The sequence below is a fragment of the Coleofasciculus sp. F4-SAH-05 genome, assembly GCF_040222985.1.
In the GTDB taxonomy this organism is placed as follows: domain Bacteria; phylum Cyanobacteriota; class Cyanobacteriia; order Cyanobacteriales; family Coleofasciculaceae; genus Coleofasciculus; species Coleofasciculus chthonoplastes.
Genome location: NZ_JAVKBY010000105.1, coordinates 1 through 20,490, shown reverse-complemented (window position 1 = coordinate 20,490; position 20,490 = coordinate 1). Strand labels below are relative to the sequence as shown.

Below are 20,490 nucleotides of genomic sequence, written 5' to 3'. Positions count from 1 at the left end.
ACCATTTCAAACGATAGTAGTGAAACCCGCCCCTACATAATCTCCCCTATCTCCCCTATCTCCCCCATCTTCCCCATCTTCCCCATCTTCCCTATCTCCCCCATCTACCTGTTCCCTGATAGTATGACTCAACCGATTAACCTTTTCGAGTACGAATCATTAGCCCATCAACAGTTATCTCGAATGGCGCTAGATTATTACGCCAGTGGCGCTTGGGATGAAGTAACGTTACGCGATAATCGGACTGCGTTTGAGAAATTCAAACTTCGTCCCCGGATTTTGGTTGATGTCAGTCAGCGTGATTTAAGTACGACGGTTTTAGGACAATCTCTCTCCCTACCGATTCTAATTGCGCCGACGGCATTTCAATGTTTAGCACATCCAGAGGGGGAAATCGTGACGGCGAAGGTAGCGGCTAACGTGGGTTCAGCGATGGTATTGAGTACCATGTCTACTCAACCGTTAGAAGAGGTGGCATTGACATCCAAACAGGTGCAGTCAGACTCTCAGACAGATAGTCATTCTCCATTATGGTTTCAACTCTATGTGCATCGCGATCGCGCTTTGACTCAAAACTTAGTTGAACGGGCGGAAGCGGCGGGGTATAGCGCCCTCTGTCTCACCGTCGATGCGCCTGTTTTAGGGTGTCGAGAAAAGGATAAACGCAATCAGTTTACCTTACCCCTGGGGATGCAGTTGGCGAATTTAACCCATCGAGATATTCCGGAAATCGTCGGCGAATCGGGGTTATTTGCCTATTTTGTCCAACAGCTTGACCCCGGCTTAACGTGGCAAGATTTGGAATGGTTACAGTCCTTGACAAAATTACCAATTATTGTTAAAGGAGTTTTACGTGGCGATGATGCACTGCGGGCGGTGGAACATGGGGCAAAAGCCGTGATTGTCTCCAATCATGGGGGTAGACAATTGGATAGTGCGATCGCGTCACGATCGCGTCAATTGATGCTCTTTCGGAAGTGGTTACGGCTGTAGGTGATCAAGTCGATGTGCTTATGGATGGTTGGGATTAGTGGCATGGTACTCCTCGAACAGCAAGAGGATTCCACCTCGTTTCTCATCGTTCATGATAATAAAGGGGTAGGGGAAGGGCGTCTGGCGATAATCACGGTTATCGGCGAACAAGCCCTTTTGCAGATTCAAAAAATAGCTATATAACTATCATTGTGGCACGCATTTTTTGTAGCGGCAAGCTTAATTGGGTTAATTTAGTGTAGAATGATAACTTGATTCCAAATTTTATTTGGCGTAAAAAAGAAGAATTTAGTCGCTAAAAGTGAAAAAGAGTGTAATATAGTGTAATGCTAGACTCAGATCCACTTTCAGCTATGGACGTTCAAGAAGTCTTAAACTGGACGGATAACTTGGTGTTCTCGAAAACGGGAAAACATCTCGACTCCCTGCAAAAGGCTGTAGTTGAGGGGACTTGGCAGCGGCAAAAGTATCCAGAAATTGCTAGGAATTGCCACCGTACTCATGATCGCATCAAACAAGTGGCAAGAGAATTATGGCAGTTAATATCGGCAGAGCTGGGAGAAGATGTTAGGCAATCTAATTTTCGAGCTATTTTAGAACAAGTAGAATTTTCCAATATCTCAAATTTTAGTTCTGACTATGTGCAAATCGTGGGTGATATTAATTTCTGTAACGAACATTGCCCTTATCCCAAAGCAAAAAAACACCGATCGCGCACCTCAAACGCCACCAGTACCCAACCCGAAAAACGCCACGATGTAACCGAAGCACCGGAGTGCGATCGCGTCTACAACTGCACCACAGAACTAACCACCCTTAAACAGTGGATACTCCAAGAAAAAATCCGCATCGTCACTATCTTTGGATTGCCTGGTATCGGCAAAACCACCCTCGCCAGAGAACTGGTAGAACAAATTAAAGATAACTTCGATTATATCCTCTGGCGCAACTGTACTGAAACTCTGACACTGAAATCTCTAAAAACCAACTTAATTCAGTTCTTTTCTAAAGATAGAGAAACCAAACTCCCCTCCCTAATCGACTATCTGCGATCGCATCCCTGTCTGATCATCCTCGACGACTTCCAAGAACTATTTACCCCTGGAGAATTAGCAGGTACATATCTGCCAGACTGTGAAAATTACAGCAAATTCTGGCAACAAATGGGCAGTTTTCGTGAGGTGACGATATGACTTTAGCGAAGAATCCGCAACCAAAAATCATCCGCACAGAACGTGGATTGACCATTTCAGGCACACGCATTACACTCTACGACGTGATGGACTACCTCACGGCTCAATATCCACCAAAGTTTATCTGCTCTCTACTTCATCTGACAGATGAGCAAATTAACGCTGCCTTATCCTATATTGAAGCAAATCGCCTTGAAGTTGAAACCGAGTATCAAATTGTCCTGAAACAGGCTGAAGAAAATCGGCGGTATTGGCAGGAGCGTAATCGTGAACATGCGGATCGTGTTGCCACAATGCCGCCAAAAGCAGGTCGCGAAATTCTTTGGGCAAAACTCCAACACCAGAAAACTAGACATCAACTAGAAGTATGATTTTCCTCATTGATCACAATCTAGGAGGACATGCAGAGATTCTATTGGGAAATCTTGCCAGTCAAGGCTGGTTGGAGTTACTTCCAATTCGTTTTGTTAGCTTCAAGGAGATCAATCTATCGATTGACAGCATCGATTTTTAGCAGATCGAGCCTATCGAAATCGTTGTGTTGACCGTATTCTGGAGATTGTGCTTGATATCGAAAACTGGATGGGAGTAGGTCGCATCTTTATTCCATGACCACGCCTCTACAACCTAAATCTGGTGCGTTACGCTACCCTTCGGGAACGCTTCGCGAACGCTAACACACCCTACAATTTTGACAATTTTGCTCTGATTTCCAGTCGCCAGGATTACTTGATCATCATTCATTGGAGGTTCCTTTAAAACTGACGAGACCAATCTTTAAACCAGCGTTCTACCACCACTTTTGTTTGGGTAAAAAACTCAACGGCTTGTCGCCCTTGTCCATGTAAATCCCCATAAAAACTATTTTTCCAACCACTAAAGGGAAAGAATGCCATCGGTGCGGCTACGCCAATATTAATACCAATATTTCCCGCTTCGGCTTCATAACGAAACTGTCGCGCGGCGGCACCACTGGTAGTAAATAAACACGCCATATTTCCCCATTGACCCCCGTTAACTAATGCGATCGCGTCTTCAATGGTGTCGAGATGCATTAAACTCAACACCGGACCAAATATTTCAGTTTGAGATAGAGAACTGTCGGGGTTGACATTTTCCAGAATTGTGGGTCGAATAAAATTCCCTTGCTCATACCCGGAAATCTTCACCTTGCGCCCGTCTACTAATACCTTTGCGCCTTCATCAGCGCCCTGTTGAATCAATCCCTCAATCCGAGTTTGACTGTCACGGCTAATCACCGGTCCCATTTCCACCCCTTCATCCAACCCATAGCCGACGACACGAGTTTGAGCCGCAGACGCGATCGCATCGGTAAAACTATGCCGTGCTTCCCCCACAGTAACCGCCACAGACGCCGCCAGACACCGTTGTCCCGCACAGCCAAAGGCACTATCGGCAGCAATTCGAGTCGTCATTTCCATATCCGCATCCGGGAGGACAATCAGGGGATTTTTTGCCCCTCCCTGACATTGCACCCGCTTGCCGTGAGCGGCTCCTTTGCTGTATACATACTGTGCCACCGGGGATGATCCGACAAAACTAATGGCGCGAATTTTGGGATGTTCTAAAATCCCATCCACCACCGCTTTTGCCCCATTCACCAGATTAACTACCCCTTTAGGTAATCCCGTCGCTTCTAACAACTCAAACACCTTTTGCATCGTCAACGGAACTTTTTCCGAAGGTTTAACGATACAGGTATTCCCGCAGGCGATCGCATAAGGTAGAAACCAAAAGGGAATCATACCCGGAAAATTGAATGGCGAAATAATCGCGATTACTCCCACAGGTTGACGAATCATGATTTCATCAATCCCCCGGGCAACATCTTCCAGGTTATACCCCTGCATCAGCATTGGAATTCCACAGGCGACTTCCACATTTTCAATTGCCCGTCGTAATTCAGCTTTTGATTCCTTTAGGGTTTTACCGCATTCCAGGGTAATCGTCTGGGCTAAGTCGTCTAAATTCTCGTCTAATAAAACCTTGAGTTTAAACAGATATTGGACTCGGGTTGGTGGAGGAATTCGACGCCAATCGGAAAAAGCAACCGCCGCCGCCGCCGCCGCCGTATCTACATCATCTTGAGGCGATAACGGAACTTGGGCTAAAACATCAACCGTAGCCGGATTAACCACCTGAAGCGATTCAGTGGCGCTGGAGGGACACCATTTGCCATTGATATAGTTCGGTAACAGATTTTTTAGATGCACCATTGGTTCTCCAAAATGGGGGAGCAAGGGGAGATGGGGGAGCTGGGGAAGCTGGGGAAGCTGGGGAAGCTGGGGGAGCTGGGGAAGCTGGGGAAGCTGGGGAAGCTGGGGAAGCTGGGGGAGCTGGGGAAGCTGGGGAAGCTGGGGGAGATGAGTAAGTTAACTCAAAACTCTACCTTGCCTATTGCCTATTGCCTATTGCCTATTGCCTATTGCCTATTGCCCATTGCCTGTTCCCTGTTCCCTGACAAATGACGAATGACAAATGACAAATGACAAATGACAAATGACGAATGACGAATGACGAATGACAAATGACAAATGACAAATTACCGATCAACAACATTCAAGCGTCGAGTAATCATCGTCATCCCATCACCGCGAATCAAAACGGCTGAAATCCAGCGATCCTGGGGAGTTAAGGGCGCTCGCCCCACTTTAAAAATCCCGCCTGCGGATAGTAAATCCAATTCAAAGTCACTGGGTTGGTTGTAGCGATCGCGACTAATCGGTTCTTCTAAGGCTGTTCCCAATAGTAGGTTATCTCCCAGGGGTTCTTGGACAATCGCATCAAAGTTAAACGACTGACCAATACGCACCTGTTCCGGTAAAATCACTTGCAGGTTGGGAGGATTGACGCCAGATGTCAGTTGGGAACGTTCTGCCAAAATTTCCGATGAGACGATTTTTTGATTTTCGTAACGTTGGCGCGATCGCAACATAGATTCGAGTTTCACCATTGTACCGTTGTTGGGCTGAGTTCCGGTTACAGTGGTGACTGTCTCCGCCACAATCCCATCACCTTGATTGTCCCAAGACTGTAACTCGGTGCGATACGTCAATTGAGGATAGCGTTCCCACAGTTGCTTCAGGGCTTCCTCCATCTGGGCGTGAGTCAAACCGTCAGAATGTTTGAAATTCTGGCTATAAAACTGCATCACGCCCTCCACATCCCGGCGATTGGCGGCTGCATCGATTTGCGCCAGGAGTTCTTTAATCTGAGGTGGGGCGGTTGCGGGATCTTCGGCTTTTGTCGCCGTTGCCCATCCCACAGTTAAACCCACCGCGAAGAACAAAATCATAGACCCATTCAGGGAATACGCCTTGGTTTTCGCGCTCAAGGAACCTGACTTTTCAAACCTTGGGGAGAATTCAAAGCCTCTCTCCTTGCCGGAGAGAGGTTTGGAGAGAGGTTTTCTATATCCCGTGAAAAGTACGCTCAAGGAACGGGAAACGCGACGAAATAAATTGACCGGATTGTGCATTAGGGGCATCGTAGGAAATAGTTTATATAAAGAAATTGGCTTCCAATTGGACAGATAAGATGGTATATTCGCTTGCTTTACTACCAATTTTCGATTTTAACTCGACAGAATAGTCGCCTTTAGGAGGAACAACGACCTTGGCTGACACTCCAATTCGCTTATTGATTGCTGCCAGTGGCACAGGAGGACATTTATTTCCGGCGCTGGCGTTAGCTCAACAGTTACCAGAGTACCAAATTGAGTGGCTGGGCGTGCCGAACCGTGTGGAACAATCGCTGATTCCCCAACACTATCCCCTGCACACGATTTCGGTTGAAGGCTTTCAGAAACCCTTGGGACTAAATACGGTTCGCGTTTTTGGACGTCTCGTTGGTTCCATCCGACAGGTGCAGCGACTAATCCATACTAGGCAATTTGATGCTCTGTTTACCACAGGCGGTTATATTGCTGGACCTGCGATCGTCGCGGCACGGTTACAGGGATTGCCTGTCATTTTACATGAATCCAACGCCATTCCCGGAAAAGTCACCCGCTGGCTGAGTCCCTTCTGTGATCAGGTGGCGATCGGATTTGACGCCGCTTCCAAGTATTTACCCAAAGCCCAAACCGTCACCGTTGGTACACCGGTTCGGGCTGATTTCTATAAGCCTCAGCCGTTAGACTTGCCGATTCCCGACGATGCGCCTTTAATCGTCGTCGTTGGCGGTTCTCAAGGGGCGGTTAGCGTAAATCAACTCGTGCGTCAATGTGCCAAGACTTGGTTTGAGATGGGCGCGTGGATAATCCATTTAACCGGAGAAAAAGACCCAGAGGCTTCCACCTTACAGCATCCCCACTATATTGAACTGCCATTTTACAACAACATGGCAGCGCTACTGCAACGGGCGAATTTAGCCATTAGTCGGGCGGGTGCGGGTTCGTTAACAGAATTGGCGACAACGGGAACCCCTGCTATTTTAATTCCTTATCCTTACGCCGCAGAAGACCACCAAACTTTTAATGCCGCTAGTTTTGCCCAAAAGGGAGCGGCTTTGGTTTTTCCTCAATCTGAACTCAGTCCTGAGTTACTCGAAAGTAAGGTATCTTATTTGCTCAAATCTCCGGACATTCTCCAGCAAATGGCAGAAAAAGCGGCATCATTAGCAGTGACGGATAGTGCAGAACAATTAGCAATGTTGGTGCGTCGGCTTGTGGAGAAAAAATAAGCGTAATTTCCGACAATCGCATCGGCAAAAGTAGTCCAGTTTATCGGAAATTGACGCGGAATAAAAAACTAAAAGTACATACCAGCAAACACGATGAAACTTAGAGTTTTGACAGTGCTAACCCTTGTGGCAAGTTCAAGCCGTTGTTAGGTGAGTAGAGTCGATAAAACTATACAGCTTATTGTTAGAATAGCCTGGGATAGGGAAGCCAGACGTTAACCGGAAAACTAAACGACTGGAGGCTAACTTTTGACAGGTTTAGGTTTTTGGCGGTTGAACAAATTGATGTATCGTTGCTGCCATAAGGCTTCGAGTCGGGAGAATGCTTCTTCGGTATAGCGTTGTGCTTCTCGCTCAATGGACTTCCACAGGAGTTTGAGGGCGTTGAGGCGGGGACAACAGCGCATCAAAGCGCGACAAGCGGCAATCCACTGTTCTAATTTGCGGTAACTGACGAAGTAGCCGCCGATTCCTTTGATATGTACCCATAGGACGTTATGCCATTTTTCCCAGTTGAGGATGCGCTCTTGGGGAATGTTTAGGAGTTTGGCGATTTGTCTGAGGGTGATGACGAAGGTTTTGGGGTTGATGCGATGACGTAAAGGTTGCATGGCTGTAGGGTTGGGCGAAATTTAGAAGAACCTCTCCCCCAGCCCCTCTCCTAAAAGGCGAGGGGAGTCTTCCTTCCCTTGCAGGTAAGGGGATTGGGGGGTTAGGTCAAACTCATGGGAGTGGTTTTGAGGTCTAAGTTTGGTGATCGTTGATTATTGCCAGAGTTAGATGATACTCTGTCTATTATACACGCTGAGCGGGTAAATGTTAAGGCTTAACTTTAACTTTTTAGCTCATGTCCTCGTATGTAAACCCAACCGTCTGAGCAACTAATTCCAAATGTTTTGACTTTGAACGAGTCGGCTCATAGACTCCATTTTCCCATTCACTCACTGTTTGCTGACGCACACCTAGCTGTTTGGCAAATTCTGCCTGTGTCAAACCGATATGAAGCCTTAAAGCCTTGATCAGTTCACTGTTCCACACTCCTGTATCGCTCACACGCGGAACTTGAGTTTTTGGAGGAGGTTTGCGAAATGTGACACGCTCTTGCTCCAAGTCGATATCCTCAGCACGATAACCTGCTTCCATCCAAGCTGAGGCTTGCAGAGCGCCTTTGCTGCGATTGCTCCACCATGCCCGTTTAGTTCGTGCTGAGTCGGGTAAGGTGTTGTTTATTAGCGCCTCGATTTCTGCAAAAGTTAGGGTTACTTCGTCTTGATTACTGTCACGCAGAAATTCAAGGAGTGGCTGGTACTTGTTGCCCTCCTTCATACGATATCTTCCTCTCCGAGAATCATTTTGTCGATATTTTCCAGGATATCCCGCAGATAGTCGGTCGCATCGCGAGTCATAGATACTGTACCTCGGCTAGAATTCGTTCACCGATGCGAAATTTGAGTCCGGTTTTCATCACCAGATCAACTTTAACCCCCAAGCGATCGCTGAGTTGGTTTTCCAGTTCGCAGAAGGTTAGCAAACCAAAGCGGCGATCCGGGTCAAATTCAACCAGAAGATCCAAATCACTGTTCGGGGTTTGTTCGCCGCGTACATAAGAACCAAACACGCCGAGTTGGGTAATCCCGTAGCGTTGTTTGAGTTCCGGGAGGGCTTGGCGTAGGCGATCGAGGAGGCGATCGAGGGTGGGTGGGGATGGCTTGAGGTTCATCGTTATTCGTTATTTAGCGATCGCGTACTTTTACAAAAGTTAATCAGCGTACCGTTGACTTTTATTCCACTACTGATCAACAAACAACAACTCCGACTTTCTTACTTCTTATCGCCATCTTTAACGTCTGCAAACTCTCGCTTGACAATCTCCCGAACCTCATCAAGTAACCGGGGAACCTTGGTTTGCACCACATCCCAGATTGTCTCATTCTCTAAACTGAAATAAGTATGAGCCAATACATCCCGTAACCCTGCAATTTTGCGCCATTCCACTTGGGGATAGCGTTCTCGCATCTCCAATGGAATCTGTTTAACCGCCTCTCCGATAATCTGCAAATTCCGCACTACAGCATCAAATGTACGCTCATCTGCTACAAACTCGGCAAACTCCATCCCCACCGTGTAGCGCATTACCTTTTCACCCGCCATCAGAAGATCGTCAAAATACAGTCGCAAACTACGAGACATTGATTGCCTCTGTTAGCACCGTTTCTCGGATCTGAGGTTTCAACATTTTCACACTCACCAAATCCACTGATCGCCCCAAACCATCCTCTAGAAAAAATTTCAAATCCATATAGCGATCAAATGTCACCACCCCGTCAAACTCCACCAACAAATCAACATCACTTGTCTGTGTCGCCTCCTCCCGCGCCACAGAACCAAACACCGCCAGCGACTTTACCCCATATTGCCGTAACTCTTGGCGATATTCCCGTAACCTAGCCTCTAATTCAGCCCGTCTCATCCCACCAACTCCTAAAAATTCCCCTGAATTGCCGATGCCAACATGCCAACTCCACCAACTTCTGATGAATCGTCTTCTTCCCCATTGGGTCGTTTTTTGGTTCAGATGCGAAGCTGAATGAATCAGGATGGCATTAATTTGTCACAGCTATTTAGGAGAAACTGTCCTGACAAGATATAAATCATCTCTATGACAGCAATCTGTTACCAATGACAAATAATTAGTTATTGTACAACTTGACAAAAGCGGGCAGCGAGAATCGAACTCGCATCATCAGCTTGGAAGGCTGAGGTTTTACCACTAAACTATGCCCGCAGGCACTCATAACTTTTCTAGTATAAACCACGATCGCACAAGTTTGGCAAGTTTCCACCAAAATTATCGGCTCAATTCCCTAGGGGATCAATTTCTAGGGTCAGGGAGTACGATCCGTACACAGGGCTATATGCCATATAGGTTGGTGAAAACTCCCAATCAGCAATAATCTGGTTGGCGAGTTTCGTCGCTTGCTCTTGACTCAGCGTTCCTTGTTGCACTTGTGTCTTATCGGGTATAACCTCAGCTTTGCCCCTATCATTGATAAAAACGATAACCTTGAGAACCACAGGTTGCTCCAGAGTAATCTCTAGGGACGTGAGTTCATCCACCGAGAGGGGTTGACTCTCTGTTTGGATTTCGGCAAGTCGATCGCCCGGATTGCGTTGCGGATTGATAATAGAACCACCCCCGCTACTCACAATCCTGAGTTCATTAATAGAAGCAATGAAGCCCCCACCCGACTGGTTTTCTGGTGACGTGGGTTTTGTTGATTCCTCTGGCGATGGAGTAGGAGATGGACTACTAGGCGGAGTTGGGTTTGGAGGTTTCTCTGATGACTGAGGAGACGGCGTTTCTCCCATCCCTTCAAAGGTGGTGGAGGTTGGCGACGGGGTTGGGGTTGGGTTCGGTGAGTTGGGCGAGGAAACCGTTGTCGGTGAAGGCTGACGGGTTTCCTGAGTAGTGTTTGCGATCGCCTGAGTCGGGCGATTTGTCTGTGGTGCTGATTCGGGTTGACTCTCAGGACTCTGCGCTGGTGTTTTTTGGGATACTGAAGAAGGCGGAGATTGAGTCGCTGGAGTTGGCATGGTAGCATTTGAGGCGATCGCAATCATCTCAACGGGAATCAGTCGTTGACTCAACCGCCAATCCTGAAAGCGTCCCAATAGCGCCAGACGCAATAACCCCAAGCCAACCAGATGAATCGCCACAGAACTTAGAATAACGGTTTTCCATAGCGCTGGGGGGTCAGTATGAAGGCGTTGGGGTATCTGAGGTTGGTTTAGTGTTGGTTGTGTCATTACAATCAGGTTGGGATGCTTTTATTCCATACTGCCAAATAGCCACTGAGCATCTGGATCAAGTCTTAGCTTTCTTTACGCGATCGCCCAATGACAGTCGTGACCGATGAATACTTATCGCTTGTCTAGGTTCAAGATTATTATTATTGCTTCTGTTCTCCTAGTCGGACTAATCCTCAGTGGATGGAGAATGACCTTACCCACAACCGCAGCCGAATCGGACACCATCTATCATTATCGACTGGTTCACAGCGCTGATGGTATTGGTAAATTTTATAGGGGTCGAGAGATTGCCAAAGTTATGGGACATACCGAAGCCCTTTGGTTAGAACGCCCCAGCCGTCAGACGACAGAACAGCCACAGCAGGTGATTGAGGCGTTGAACCTAAAACCCACGGATATTGTGGCAGATATTGGTGCCGGTACAGGTTATTTTAGTTTTCGCATCAGTCCTCTTGTCTCTCAGGGTAAGGTATTGGCGGTGGATATTCAACCGGAGATGCTGGATATGATCGAATTCCTGAAAACCGAGAACAATGTGACCAATGTTGAGCCAATCTTAGGGAGTACCACTGACCCAAATTTACCGGAAGAAACCGTTGATTTAGCCTTGATGGTCGATGCTTATCACGAATTTGCCTATCCAAGAGAAATGATGAGTGGAATTGTGCGATCGCTAAAACCAGGTGGACGAGTTGTACTGGTGGAATATCGCCGGGAGAATCCCTTGATTCCGATTAAAGCGCTGCATAAAATGACTCAGAGACAAGCACGTAAAGAAATGAATGCGGTGGGGTTGCAATGGCTGGAAACTAAAGAGTTCTTACCCCAGCAGCATTTAATGATATTTCAGAAACCAATAGAATCTGTCAGTTAGTCCGATTAAGGATGTGAGCCAGCGATGAATCATTCCAGTGTTGTGTTTAGGACTTCTGAGATTAGAGTACAAGTATATCTACAGGCGTCTCTTCCTGGCAGGAAAACAGTAATTTCAGTTGATCAAAATCACCCATTTAACCCAACTGTGTTCTTCTTTTTGGTAGGGTCATGTTTGGCTCTTATCATTGTTCTGTTGTGGGCAAATAGCTAAATGATGTGGTATAATGACGCTTGTGCAAGAGTAGCGGCTAACCGAAAGGTTGCCTTTTCAAACAACGGAGCCAATAATATTGCACTTGTGGGGCTGTTTATAAACCAGCCTGGAGGCACGGGGTTATCGTGTAAGTTAAACAGAACTCCCAAATACGTTCAGCTTAACTTGTTCGATGACTTCAGGGCTACTGAAAACCCAGACCTCCGCGTGAGCAGGTCTGGGTAGTTTATTCCCGACTACAGGGCCCATTAGAAGATAATCTCTCAGTAGACGATTCAGCAGCCTAATGGACTGTTTGCGGCTGGATTCGCGCTATGCTGAGAAATGGAATGATTCCGTTAAGATAATTATTACTATTGGTTATGCGAATTCAATGTTGGTTTACTACCGTTGCCGTTGCTTGTCTGTTTTGGCTAATCAGTTGGGTTATTGCCCCTGCCGCGTTTGCCTTCGTTCAGGTGGAACTGTCTGATCTGTCTTACCAAGAATGTCCCTCCAAGTTTTCCGAAGGGTTGGTCACGCCCGGTTCCATCCAAGCCGCCAATTGCTACATCATTACAGGTAAAGCCATCAACAAGTCAGGTAAACCCGTGATCAACGCTGACATTTTTGGTCGAATCTACGATGCCAATCATAATCCCGTCTTTCAAAATCGTACCCGGCTGGGCGCTATTGATGAAGTCCCACCGGGCGTTAGTGATTTTGAAGTGCGAATTACGGTTTCGGCTAATCAACCAACCCCCTTGCAGCTTGAACAATTCAAAGCGTCTGGCTTTACGGGCAAAGTCCGCCGCTAAAAAAAAAGCGTGTTGACTGTCATTAATATCTAACCCAAGACTATGCCATACCTCCAAACAGTCCAGCGATAAGTTGCAAGACAATAATCGCCAAAAGAGGAGATAAGTCCAAACCTCCAATCGGCGGAATAAAGGAGCGGAAAATATTCAGGTAAGGGTCAGTAATTGGGCTGAGGAATCCAGCCACCTGGTTCATCCATTCAACCGTGGGGAACCAGGTTAACAGAATGCGGACAAATATCAGCAGTAAATAGATGTTGAGGAAATTGGCGAGACTTTCGGTTACAAGTGCTGTAGGCATAAATTGAAATAGTTCCTTACTAGGTTTAGAGGGCTGATATGATAGTGCCTTTCTAGCCAGTTTAACTGATATCACTCCATTCTGGCTCAGGAATCGAGGGAACCTTCCCTATCGGTGAGTTCAGTACTCCCACTCCCATTCACCGGACCCAATTGCTGGCGCACATCATCAATCGCTGTATTAAGCTGGGCAATTTTGTCTTCTAAACTGCGACGTGCCGCTTCAATGCTCTCCTCGGAGTTGAGCTGAGACTTTTTACCCTTCATCGCTTTCTTTTCGGAAAGGCGGGACTTGAGTAAAGACTGATCGGCATCTTCATCGCTATTATTGCGTTGTCCGGCTAATATGGCTCCGATAACGCCACCGACTACTCCCCCGATAGCGATTCCCGCCAGAAGTCCGCCTGTAAAACCATCGCGCTGACTCATTTTTCCTTTCGTACCCTTGAAATAAAACGCAACTGCTTTTCCAGATTAACGGTTGGCTGATGCAGATGCCTACATCTTCGTCATTTGTCATTCGTCATTCGTCATTTGTCATTCGTTTACCCCTCATCTTCCCCTGCTCCCAGACGTGCCATGGCACGTCTCTACAACCCCAGCTTTCCCCCTAATTTCATGTGCCAAAAGCGCGATCGCCTGCATCTCCTAATCCTGGCACTATAAATCCTTGCTGGCTTAATTCTTCGTCAATTGTGGCGGTGTATATGGTTAAAGTGGGATAATTAGCCCCTAACTTTTGCAAGGCGGGTGGAGCTGCAACCACGCTGAGAATCCGGATAAATGCTGGGTCAGCACCTCGCTTAGTCAGTTCTGCGATCGCGGACATCATTGTACCCCCAGTGGCAAGCATAGGTTCGGTAATTAAGATACGTGTACCCGGATCAAATTGTTGGGGCAATTTATTTAAATAACACTTTGCTTCTAACGTTCCTTCATCGCGCACCATGCCTAGATGGTAAATGGATGCCAAGGGCAATAAGGTTTGTGCCCCTTCTAATAAGGCTAATCCCGCCCGTAAAATCGGCACGACGACTAAAGGAGTATCTGGATTCACCATTGTGGCTGGACAAGGTGCTAGGGGAGTCTGCACCATCAACTCTTCCGTCGGTAGCCAGTCTCGAATCGCTTCGTAGGTGAGCCATCGCCCTAACTCCGTCATCGCACTTTTGAATAAGGGGGATGGTGTCGCCGCATCACGGGCAACGCCAAGCCAGTGCTTGATTAGGGGGTGAGGGGGAACATAAACACGCAATTGGGGAGCCATAGTAGAAACTGATAACGACGAAGGAATACCTAAACTGAATCATGATAATGCTTTTTTTCCCGACTGCCGAGATGGTATCCGGGCTAAATGCTGTATTTGCCCGTTTATTGCCAATTATTTGCATTAGTGTTGACATTAATTTTCAACAAGGATATAGTAGTCCTCAGTGTTCTCCTCTCATTAAGGATTGGTAGGTGGGACGGGCAAGCGGTAGCAGCCTGAACCACCCTCTTTTTTTTGGGGGGTGTAGGGGTGTAGGGGTGTAGGGGTGTAGGGGTGTAGGGGTGTAGGGGTGTAGGGGTGTAGGGGTGTAGGGGTGTAGGGGTGTAGGGGTGTAGGGGCGTAGGGGTTCATTTAGAGACACAAACAGCACATCTGGAAGGGAGAATAGAGAAAAGTTAAACTCGAATTTGTAAAAGACCTCTCTCGTCTGATAATTCATGGCTATTGCTTCTCAATCTCCTTCGTCAACTAATCACGCTCCGAACGAAACCTCTTTATTTGATGTCATCGTCGTTGGTTCTGGTATTGGCGGACTCGTGACGGCGACTCAGTTAGCCGCTAAGGATGCCAAGGTGCTGGTACTGGAACGCTATCTGATTCCGGGTGGTAGTGCTGGCTACTTTGAACGCGAAGGCTATCGATTCGATGTTGGCGCGTCGATGATTTTTGGTTTTGGGAGTGAAGGAACCACGAATCTGTTGACTAAAGCCTTAGATGCGGTAAATGTTGGTGTAGAAACAATTCCCGATGAGGTTCAGATTCACTATCATCTACCGGAAGGCTTAGACCTGAAAGTTCATCGAGACTATGAGAAATTCTTACACGAATTGACAGAACGTTTCCCCCACGAACGACGGGGAATTCGGCAATTTTATGATGAATGCTGGAAGGTATTTAATTGCCTCAACGCGATGGAATTGCTGTCTCTAGAAGAACTGCGCTATCTGATGCGGGTGTTTTTCCAGCATCCTTTAGCCTGTTTAGGATTAGTAAAATATTTGCCCCAGAATGCGGGAGACATTGCCCGTCGCTATATTAATGACCCTCAGTTACTCCAGTTTATTGATATGGAATGTTACTGTTGGTCAGTCGTACCTGCGGATAAGACACCGATGATTAATGCGGGGATGGTGTTTTCTGACCGCCATTATGGGGGAATTAATTATCCTAAAGGGGGTGTGGGTGAAATTGCCCAGAAATTAGTTGAGGGATTGGAGAAAGCTGGGGGACAAATTCGCTATTCCGCCAGAGTCAGTGAAATTTTAACCGAACAGGGTAAAGCTGTGGGTGTGCGGTTAGCCACGGGGGAAGAGTATCGGGCAAAGCGGGTGGTGTCTAATGCGACACGCTGGGATACGTTTGAGAAATTATTGCCCCCAGAACAGATGCCTGCCAGTGAGGAAAAATGGCAGCAGCGGTATCAGAAATCACCCAGTTTTTTGAGTTTGCATTTAGGGGTTGAAGAAAAGGTTTTCCCGCCCGGAACAGAATGTCACCATATTTTATTGGAAGAATGGGACAAGATGGAAGCGGATGAGGGGACAATTTTTGTGTCTATTCCGACGTTACTTGACCCGGACTTAGCCCCGGAAGGCTATCATATTATGCATACCTTTACGCCCAGTTGGATGGAGAATTGGCAGGGATTATCGGCGAAGGAGTATGAGGAGAAAAAGGAAGAAGCGGCTGGGCGAATTATTGAACGATTGGAGGCAATTTTTCCCGGTTTAGATGCGGGATTGGATTATATGGAAGTAGGAACCGCCCGCAGTCATCGACGGTTTTTAGGGCGTGAGGATGGCACCTATGGACCGATTCCGCGCCGCAAGTTAAGGGGGTTATTGGGAATGCCGTTTAATCGGACAGCGATTCCGGGATTATATTGTGTGGGGGATAGTACATTTCCCGGACAAGGGTTGAATGCCGTGGCGTTTTCTGGGTTTGCTTGCGCCCATCGGGTGGCGGTGGATTTGGGGTTGTAAGCTCAGATTTTGCCCCATTTTCAACCATCAAATTGTAGGCGAATTGTAGGGTGCGTTAGCGAAGCGTAACGCACCATTACTGAGTTAGCAAAGCGTAACGTACCATTACTGAACTTTGGTAAGTTAAGCTTTCATGCATTTAAATTGGGAATGGGTAGCGAGCTTGCTGGCTCGCACTACAAGGATGAGAGCAACTTCTCTACGGTAAAAAAAAGCCTGCACAATTCGTTCATTTTCAGCGGTGGGCATCGTCTGACCTCATCATCGCTCAACTCCGCCCCATTATAAACCGATCGCCGTCAAGTCTGAGCAATAACAGGCTTTCCCGAAGGGGGGGTCATCTATAAACTACCGAGTCTATTGGCTAGGTAATCTCTCAAGTCTGAAGGACAGGGTAGACGGGGGGCCAGCAATTCTACGATATTTTTGATATTGATCGGCGATCTAATTTTTAGCTTGACTTTTCCGGTTTTGACCTCTTTTTCCAGTCGATTCAGAAACTTAATTAAACACCAGAGTTCTTGTTTTCCCCGCAACCAAACTTTTGTCGGTAACGCTTCCAGTTCTCTGCTGGTGGAGTTAATTGTCCTCGGATCGGGCTGGATATTGACATTACAGACTCTCCCTAAGTGAGCAAAAATGTCAGGTTGCCAGTTGAGCCGAATTTGATAATTTATATCGAGAGTCAGGATGGAAATGTTTATATTATTGGTGTTGGGTTTTTCTCCTAATCGACGAGTAGCTAAAAGCCACGCCATCCACGGCAAAAAAACTTGACGATAATCCTGTTGCAATTGATTAAATTTTTGGCAGGCGATTCTGATCGCATCACTGGATGAATCCAAACCCCAACAATCGGTTAATATCGTGGCAATAGCTGTTTCTGAAACCAGATAATTCTCAATAGAGTAGTGTTGGGTGACGAATAAGCCTTGCTGAGTTTTTGTTCCCCGAGTTTCACCGATGAAGTCATCATGATCTTTATCCACAAAAAACATGATTCTGGGGTTGTTTGGAAATCGTTTGCCTAGATAATCATAAGCATTCAACACTTCCTTTTTATTCCCCAATATAATCGTTTCGACCGATAAAGCCTTCTGTTCAGCGAAGCGTTGAACGTTGACTCGGATCAAGGAAGGATCGTCGCGTCCCTCCAGAAAAATTGCGATCGCCTGACCTTGGGGTTGAAAACTTAGGAGAAATATATTTAATTTAGCTTGGGATGATTTCGGTGCAGCCTTCAAAGCATCCAAGAAAGATGACATCTTCAAATCTCCTCGATAAACTCACTGATAGAATGTGCATATTCCGCCAGTGAATTTTCAAACACAAAAGGAGAATGAGTCACGGCAATTAAACCAGAGCATTTTTCGGTATCTTTCAAGTCCTGAAGAAATCGGCGTTGCCAAGGGACAGATATGGATAATTCTGGTTCATCAATGACCAAAAAATACTGACTATAATCACTTAAAAATATATGAGAAAATAATGAGATAATTTGCTTTTCCCCAGATGATAAACCTGGTATTGGTACTTCCATATCTTTGCTTTTGCGTTTAATAGCTAACTTAAATTTACTGGGGTTGAATTCTAGCTCTTTGTTGCTGAGATACTGATTGACCAAATCAACTAGGTTTCTAATTGGGCGTTCCTTTTCCTGTTGAATTTTATGAATTTCGACCAAACGAGTCAAAAAATAAGCGGGAACCCGTTGTTCTTCTGATAAATCTTTGTTGATTTTTACATTTTCAAGGAGTTCTCCCAGTTTTTTGCGATCGCCTTCTGAAAGAATATCCCCAATCCGAGGAAGCATCACCTTGATTGTTTCCGTAAATTCTTCAGTAGACAGTTGAGATGCCTCAACATTTTTATAGTTATTACGAATAATATCCCCTAAGTAACTCCCAGTCAATCGATTCAGTTCAGTGCGAAAATTTTGATCCAAGTCTGATAAGGTTGAGTCAAATGCCCGAATTACATCTTCCATACCAAACTCAACCAGTTCGACATATCCAGATCGTGGCTTCTTCCGATAACGATTAGTTTTAGAAAAAGGGAAGACATCATCCAAGTCTATATCAGGAAAAACATCGCTTAATTCTTTTTCAATCCTGCGATAAGTGGGCAAAAATAAGACTTGTTCTTTAGAGTTAGATTGGACAGCTTCAGCCAGTCTATCTGTAACCTTGCTTTCTTCATTTTCATCTAAAGATGCAAAATTTGGATTGATTTTAGCTATATCTCGCAATGCTCCAGGTGAAATTTCAGGGAATTTATGTCTTAATCCCATAAATCTGTTTTTTGACAACCAGTATTTTGAGCCATGCTCGGCTAATTCATTGAGCAGACTTTCAAGTTCTTGTGCAGATAACCTATTTTCAAAATACTTAAGAACGAATCTTTGACGGCTACGGCTCATATTTTGAGCAGCGGGTAAATCTTCTCTTTTGAGGATATATTCTTCATTGCCAATTGTAACAATGCAGGAATGAAAGCGAAGCTGGGCTAGACGTTCCCACTGAGCCGTTAAGGTGTAATATAATAAATTAATCAGTGTACTTTTACCCGATCCATTTTCACCAACTATGATTAAAGTATTGTCTTGAATGGGGACATCCAAATTATAAGCGTCAAAGAGACACTCTATCCGAATTCGCTTGAGGTCAATATACATTTAATTTATCAAATCACTTTAGAAATCATCTTGACGGTCATCCCCAATTATAAACCGATAGCCGTAAACGCTGACCAATAATAGGCTTCTGCGAAGGGGGGGTCATCCTCAAATAAATACAAACGGTCTTTCACTGCTTCCACTTCTTCCTCCGTCGCCTTCAGGTCATGTTGCAGCCAGTGGAGAACATCATCAGAAGATAAACCCCGTAACCAGGTTTGAGCCGCTTGCAGGGCAGCCGTGACCGAGGGATAGTCCGGTAAAATTTGATAGAAACCCGGTTTCTTTTTCCCCCACAGACGCTAAAACCTCAATTTCTTAATTCACCGGAGTCGTTTGGTCTTTTTGCAAAAGAAAATCAAGGTATTCTTCCAGTTGTTTTTGTCGGTGTTCTGACAGGTTGCGAAATTTACTTAAAATTGCTTCTTCTCTTAAATAGTCACTCAGGGGCATAATCTGTGATGCCGTCACTTCAATGGTAATTTGAGGAACATCAAACCCTTCTAAACTATACCCATCTTCTTGGGACTCTGGCGTGGAATAATGTTCAACAATCGTGGCAATATCACCCCGTTTGAGGTGATATTGGGGCAAGTCTCCAGTGAGGGCAACTTGGGAAAATAGAGGATGTTGAGGTTTCATTGATGTTCTCCTTTGTCGGGTACTAGGGTTACAAATCTGGTTCCATTATTATTGGTCATCCATATTGTTAAGGTTTTTAGTTCAATGCCATTTTGACCTCGCAATGTTGCACGAATCCTATATTTTTGACCATAGGGGGTGGTTTCGATGGGTTCAGCAGGTTGAGTGAGGACTTGGGTTCTTAAATCTTGTTCGAGTTGTTGCCAATTCTCTAATGTATATCCTGCCTGTGCCAAGAATTTAGATTTATCATCTTTAGGCAGTTGGACGAGTAAATAGTGAGTGAGTTTTGATGGGTTAATAATGGAGTCTTTTGGTAAGAAAACCATATTTTATTCTCGTTGGGTTTGATTCTCATTCATCGGGAGAATTTGGGGTAGATTGGGGAGCATAGCTAAGATTTCAGTTTCCGTGGTTAGGATGATGCAACAGCTTCAGGATAGTATTCCCATTTTATCCCATCCCCGCGACTGAGAAACCCGACTTGACAGCCAATTTCTTTCCCCCAGAGTCCCTGGGTACATCCAGAAATTCCTATTAACGCAATTCGAGGAATGCGTAACCGAGTTGTTCATGAGTACAAAGAAGTTGATATTAAAATTCTGTGGGAAGTCATTCAAATCAACATTCCCCAACTCCTCCAGCAAATGCAAACTAGCCTTGCAGAAATGAAAGAGTAGGCTATAAACCTCAGTAGGGGCGGGTTTAGTCTCATCTGGGTGCAACGGAAAAGATAGTAGTCAAACCCGCCCCTACACAATTTTCCAAGGAGAACCACCAAATCCGCCAACTGATGAGCGTGCGATCGCGCTGTGCGTGGTGCTATTATGTTATCGCTCCCTTCGGAATGGTGGGGTGAACTTTACCATTGAATTGGGCGCATGTCAGTCATTCGTTTGACACTCCCCGCCCTATAAGTGCGGGGATTCTTAGTTCCGCGACACACCTTACAATTATCTATCCTTGCGGCAATACTTAAACCAAACACCCGTAGAAAACTACCAAGTATTGAGCCTAATTTAGATAACTCCAGAG

At 45.9% G+C, this 20,490-nt stretch carries 26 protein-coding genes, 1 tRNA gene and 2 pseudogenes; 12 read left to right on the top strand and 17 right to left on the bottom strand.

Going from position 1 to position 20,490, the window contains the following annotated elements:
- Nucleotides 1-6: 6 nt before the first annotated feature.
- On the bottom strand, nucleotides 7-132 hold the full coding sequence (locus RIG27_RS13545; protein ID WP_446345890.1) for a hypothetical protein: 126 nt from the start codon (nucleotides 130-132) through the stop codon (nucleotides 7-9).
- Here RIG27_RS13545 and RIG27_RS13540 point away from each other — a divergent pair.
- From RIG27_RS13540 to RIG27_RS13520, 5 genes and pseudogenes are all read left to right on the top strand, one after another.
- A pseudogene (locus tag RIG27_RS13540) lies at nucleotides 124-1,022 on the top strand (alpha-hydroxy acid oxidase); the annotation flags it as partial. The gene RIG27_RS13545 and the pseudogene RIG27_RS13540 sit on opposite strands and share 9 nt — an antisense overlap.
- The gene (locus RIG27_RS13535) at nucleotides 1,018-1,176 is read left to right on the top strand and encodes a hypothetical protein (RefSeq protein ID WP_446345888.1); all 159 of its coding nucleotides are present in this window, start codon (nucleotides 1,018-1,020) and stop codon (nucleotides 1,174-1,176) included. The pseudogene RIG27_RS13540 and the gene RIG27_RS13535, both read left to right, overlap by 5 nt.
- Before the next feature lie 143 nt (nucleotides 1,177-1,319).
- Nucleotides 1,320-2,186, top strand: a complete 867-nt coding sequence (locus RIG27_RS13530; RefSeq protein WP_446345886.1) for an NB-ARC domain-containing protein — start codon at nucleotides 1,320-1,322, stop codon at nucleotides 2,184-2,186.
- Nucleotides 2,183-2,557, top strand: coding sequence for a DUF433 domain-containing protein (locus RIG27_RS13525; protein ID WP_446345884.1), 375 nt, complete (start codon nucleotides 2,183-2,185; stop codon nucleotides 2,555-2,557). Before RIG27_RS13530 ends, RIG27_RS13525 begins: the two co-directional genes overlap by 4 nt.
- Nucleotides 2,554-2,798: pseudogene (locus RIG27_RS13520) on the top strand (hypothetical protein). The gene RIG27_RS13525 and the pseudogene RIG27_RS13520 overlap by 4 nt, the downstream one beginning before the upstream one ends.
- A gap of 143 nt (nucleotides 2,799-2,941) precedes the next feature.
- Here RIG27_RS13520 and RIG27_RS13515 read toward each other — a convergent pair.
- Nucleotides 2,942-4,423, bottom strand: a complete 1,482-nt coding sequence (locus RIG27_RS13515; RefSeq protein WP_446345882.1) for a CoA-acylating methylmalonate-semialdehyde dehydrogenase — start codon at nucleotides 4,421-4,423, stop codon at nucleotides 2,942-2,944.
- Between RIG27_RS13515 and RIG27_RS13510 the strand changes: the two genes are divergently transcribed.
- Nucleotides 4,423-4,578 (top strand): hypothetical protein, encoded by a 156-nt coding sequence (locus RIG27_RS13510; protein ID WP_446345880.1) that lies wholly within the window; start codon nucleotides 4,423-4,425, stop codon nucleotides 4,576-4,578. The two genes, RIG27_RS13515 and RIG27_RS13510, sit on opposite strands and share 1 nt — an antisense overlap.
- Before the next feature lie 171 nt (nucleotides 4,579-4,749).
- On the opposite strand, the gene RIG27_RS13505 is transcribed toward RIG27_RS13510, so the two are convergent.
- Nucleotides 4,750-5,502 carry a YybH family protein gene (locus RIG27_RS13505; RefSeq protein WP_446345878.1) on the bottom strand — a complete coding sequence of 251 codons (753 nt, stop codon included), beginning with the start codon at nucleotides 5,500-5,502 and terminating at the stop codon, nucleotides 4,750-4,752.
- A 320-nt stretch (nucleotides 5,503-5,822) separates the two neighbouring features.
- On the opposite strand from RIG27_RS13505, the gene murG reads away from it, so the two are divergent.
- Nucleotides 5,823-6,890, top strand: coding sequence for an undecaprenyldiphospho-muramoylpentapeptide beta-N-acetylglucosaminyltransferase (gene murG, locus RIG27_RS13500; protein WP_446345876.1), 1,068 nt, complete (start codon nucleotides 5,823-5,825; stop codon nucleotides 6,888-6,890).
- A gap of 242 nt (nucleotides 6,891-7,132) precedes the next feature.
- On the opposite strand, the gene RIG27_RS13495 is transcribed toward murG, so the two are convergent.
- From RIG27_RS13495 to RIG27_RS13465, 7 genes are all read right to left on the bottom strand, one after another.
- On the bottom strand, nucleotides 7,133-7,501 hold the full coding sequence (locus RIG27_RS13495) for a hypothetical protein (protein WP_446345874.1): 369 nt from the start codon (nucleotides 7,499-7,501) through the stop codon (nucleotides 7,133-7,135).
- Nucleotides 7,502-7,730: 229 nt separating this feature from the next.
- Nucleotides 7,731-8,216, bottom strand: a complete 486-nt coding sequence (locus tag RIG27_RS13490; RefSeq protein WP_446345872.1) for a helix-turn-helix domain-containing protein — start codon at nucleotides 8,214-8,216, stop codon at nucleotides 7,731-7,733.
- A gap of 76 nt (nucleotides 8,217-8,292) precedes the next feature.
- Entirely contained in the window at nucleotides 8,293-8,610 is a 318-nt protein-coding gene (locus RIG27_RS13485; RefSeq protein ID WP_446345870.1) for a nucleotidyltransferase family protein, read from the bottom strand.
- A gap of 101 nt (nucleotides 8,611-8,711) precedes the next feature.
- Nucleotides 8,712-9,080, bottom strand: coding sequence for a HepT-like ribonuclease domain-containing protein (locus RIG27_RS13480; RefSeq protein WP_446345868.1), 369 nt, complete (start codon nucleotides 9,078-9,080; stop codon nucleotides 8,712-8,714).
- Nucleotides 9,070-9,360, bottom strand: coding sequence for a nucleotidyltransferase family protein (locus RIG27_RS13475; RefSeq protein ID WP_446345866.1), 291 nt, complete (start codon nucleotides 9,358-9,360; stop codon nucleotides 9,070-9,072). Before RIG27_RS13475 ends, RIG27_RS13480 begins: the two co-directional genes overlap by 11 nt.
- A 244-nt stretch (nucleotides 9,361-9,604) precedes the next feature.
- Nucleotides 9,605-9,675 (bottom strand) — tRNA-Gly (locus RIG27_RS13470).
- A 71-nt stretch (nucleotides 9,676-9,746) separates the two neighbouring features.
- A complete protein-coding gene (locus RIG27_RS13465; protein WP_446345864.1) occupies nucleotides 9,747-10,697 on the bottom strand; it encodes a hypothetical protein in 951 nt (316 codons plus the stop codon).
- 190 nt (nucleotides 10,698-10,887) lie between these two features.
- Between RIG27_RS13465 and RIG27_RS13460 the strand changes: the two genes are divergently transcribed.
- Together RIG27_RS13460 and RIG27_RS13455 are read left to right on the top strand one after the other, a co-directional pair.
- Nucleotides 10,888-11,574 (top strand): class I SAM-dependent methyltransferase, encoded by a 687-nt coding sequence (locus RIG27_RS13460; protein ID WP_446345908.1) that lies wholly within the window; start codon nucleotides 10,888-10,890, stop codon nucleotides 11,572-11,574.
- A 578-nt stretch (nucleotides 11,575-12,152) separates the two neighbouring features.
- On the top strand, nucleotides 12,153-12,587 hold the full coding sequence (locus RIG27_RS13455) for a hypothetical protein (RefSeq protein ID WP_446345862.1): 435 nt from the start codon (nucleotides 12,153-12,155) through the stop codon (nucleotides 12,585-12,587).
- 40 nt (nucleotides 12,588-12,627) lie between these two features.
- On the opposite strand, the gene RIG27_RS13450 is transcribed toward RIG27_RS13455, so the two are convergent.
- Together RIG27_RS13450 and RIG27_RS13445 are read right to left on the bottom strand one after the other, a co-directional pair.
- Complete coding sequence (locus RIG27_RS13450; protein ID WP_006106652.1) at nucleotides 12,628-12,888, bottom strand: YggT family protein; 261 nt, start codon at nucleotides 12,886-12,888, stop codon at nucleotides 12,628-12,630.
- Nucleotides 12,889-12,974: 86 nt separating this feature from the next.
- Nucleotides 12,975-13,316, bottom strand: coding sequence for a hypothetical protein (locus tag RIG27_RS13445; protein WP_446345860.1), 342 nt, complete (start codon nucleotides 13,314-13,316; stop codon nucleotides 12,975-12,977).
- 52 nt (nucleotides 13,317-13,368) lie between these two features.
- On the opposite strand from RIG27_RS13445, the gene RIG27_RS13440 reads away from it, so the two are divergent.
- The gene (locus tag RIG27_RS13440) at nucleotides 13,369-13,539 is read left to right on the top strand and encodes a hypothetical protein (protein WP_446345858.1); all 171 of its coding nucleotides are present in this window, start codon (nucleotides 13,369-13,371) and stop codon (nucleotides 13,537-13,539) included.
- On the opposite strand, the gene upp is transcribed toward RIG27_RS13440, so the two are convergent.
- On the bottom strand, nucleotides 13,504-14,154 hold the full coding sequence (gene upp / locus RIG27_RS13435; RefSeq protein ID WP_446345856.1) for a uracil phosphoribosyltransferase: 651 nt from the start codon (nucleotides 14,152-14,154) through the stop codon (nucleotides 13,504-13,506). The genes RIG27_RS13440 and upp overlap by 36 nt on opposite strands.
- A gap of 440 nt (nucleotides 14,155-14,594) precedes the next feature.
- On the opposite strand from upp, the gene crtH reads away from it, so the two are divergent.
- Nucleotides 14,595-16,139 (top strand): carotenoid isomerase, encoded by a 1,545-nt coding sequence (gene crtH, locus RIG27_RS13430; RefSeq protein WP_446345854.1) that lies wholly within the window; start codon nucleotides 14,595-14,597, stop codon nucleotides 16,137-16,139.
- A gap of 341 nt (nucleotides 16,140-16,480) precedes the next feature.
- Here the strand turns inward: crtH and RIG27_RS13425 are convergent, their stop codons facing one another.
- From RIG27_RS13425 to RIG27_RS13410, 4 genes are all read right to left on the bottom strand, one after another.
- Nucleotides 16,481-17,404, bottom strand: a complete 924-nt coding sequence (locus RIG27_RS13425; RefSeq protein ID WP_446345852.1) for a DUF4435 domain-containing protein — start codon at nucleotides 17,402-17,404, stop codon at nucleotides 16,481-16,483.
- Between the two features lie 2 nt (nucleotides 17,405-17,406).
- Nucleotides 17,407-18,759, bottom strand: a complete 1,353-nt coding sequence (locus RIG27_RS13420; protein WP_446345851.1) for an AAA family ATPase — start codon at nucleotides 18,757-18,759, stop codon at nucleotides 17,407-17,409.
- A gap of 372 nt (nucleotides 18,760-19,131) precedes the next feature.
- Nucleotides 19,132-19,455: a DUF4926 domain-containing protein gene (locus RIG27_RS13415; protein WP_446345849.1), complete on the bottom strand. Its 324-nt coding sequence runs from the start codon at nucleotides 19,453-19,455 to the stop codon at nucleotides 19,132-19,134.
- A complete protein-coding gene (locus RIG27_RS13410) occupies nucleotides 19,452-19,784 on the bottom strand; it encodes a DUF6883 domain-containing protein (protein WP_446345847.1) in 333 nt (110 codons plus the stop codon). Before RIG27_RS13410 ends, RIG27_RS13415 begins: the two co-directional genes overlap by 4 nt.
- 165 nt (nucleotides 19,785-19,949) lie before the next feature.
- Here RIG27_RS13410 and RIG27_RS13405 point away from each other — a divergent pair, with 165 nt between their 5' ends.
- On the top strand, nucleotides 19,950-20,135 hold the full coding sequence (locus tag RIG27_RS13405) for a HepT-like ribonuclease domain-containing protein (protein ID WP_446345906.1): 186 nt from the start codon (nucleotides 19,950-19,952) through the stop codon (nucleotides 20,133-20,135).
- Nucleotides 20,136-20,490: the final 355 nt, after the last annotated feature.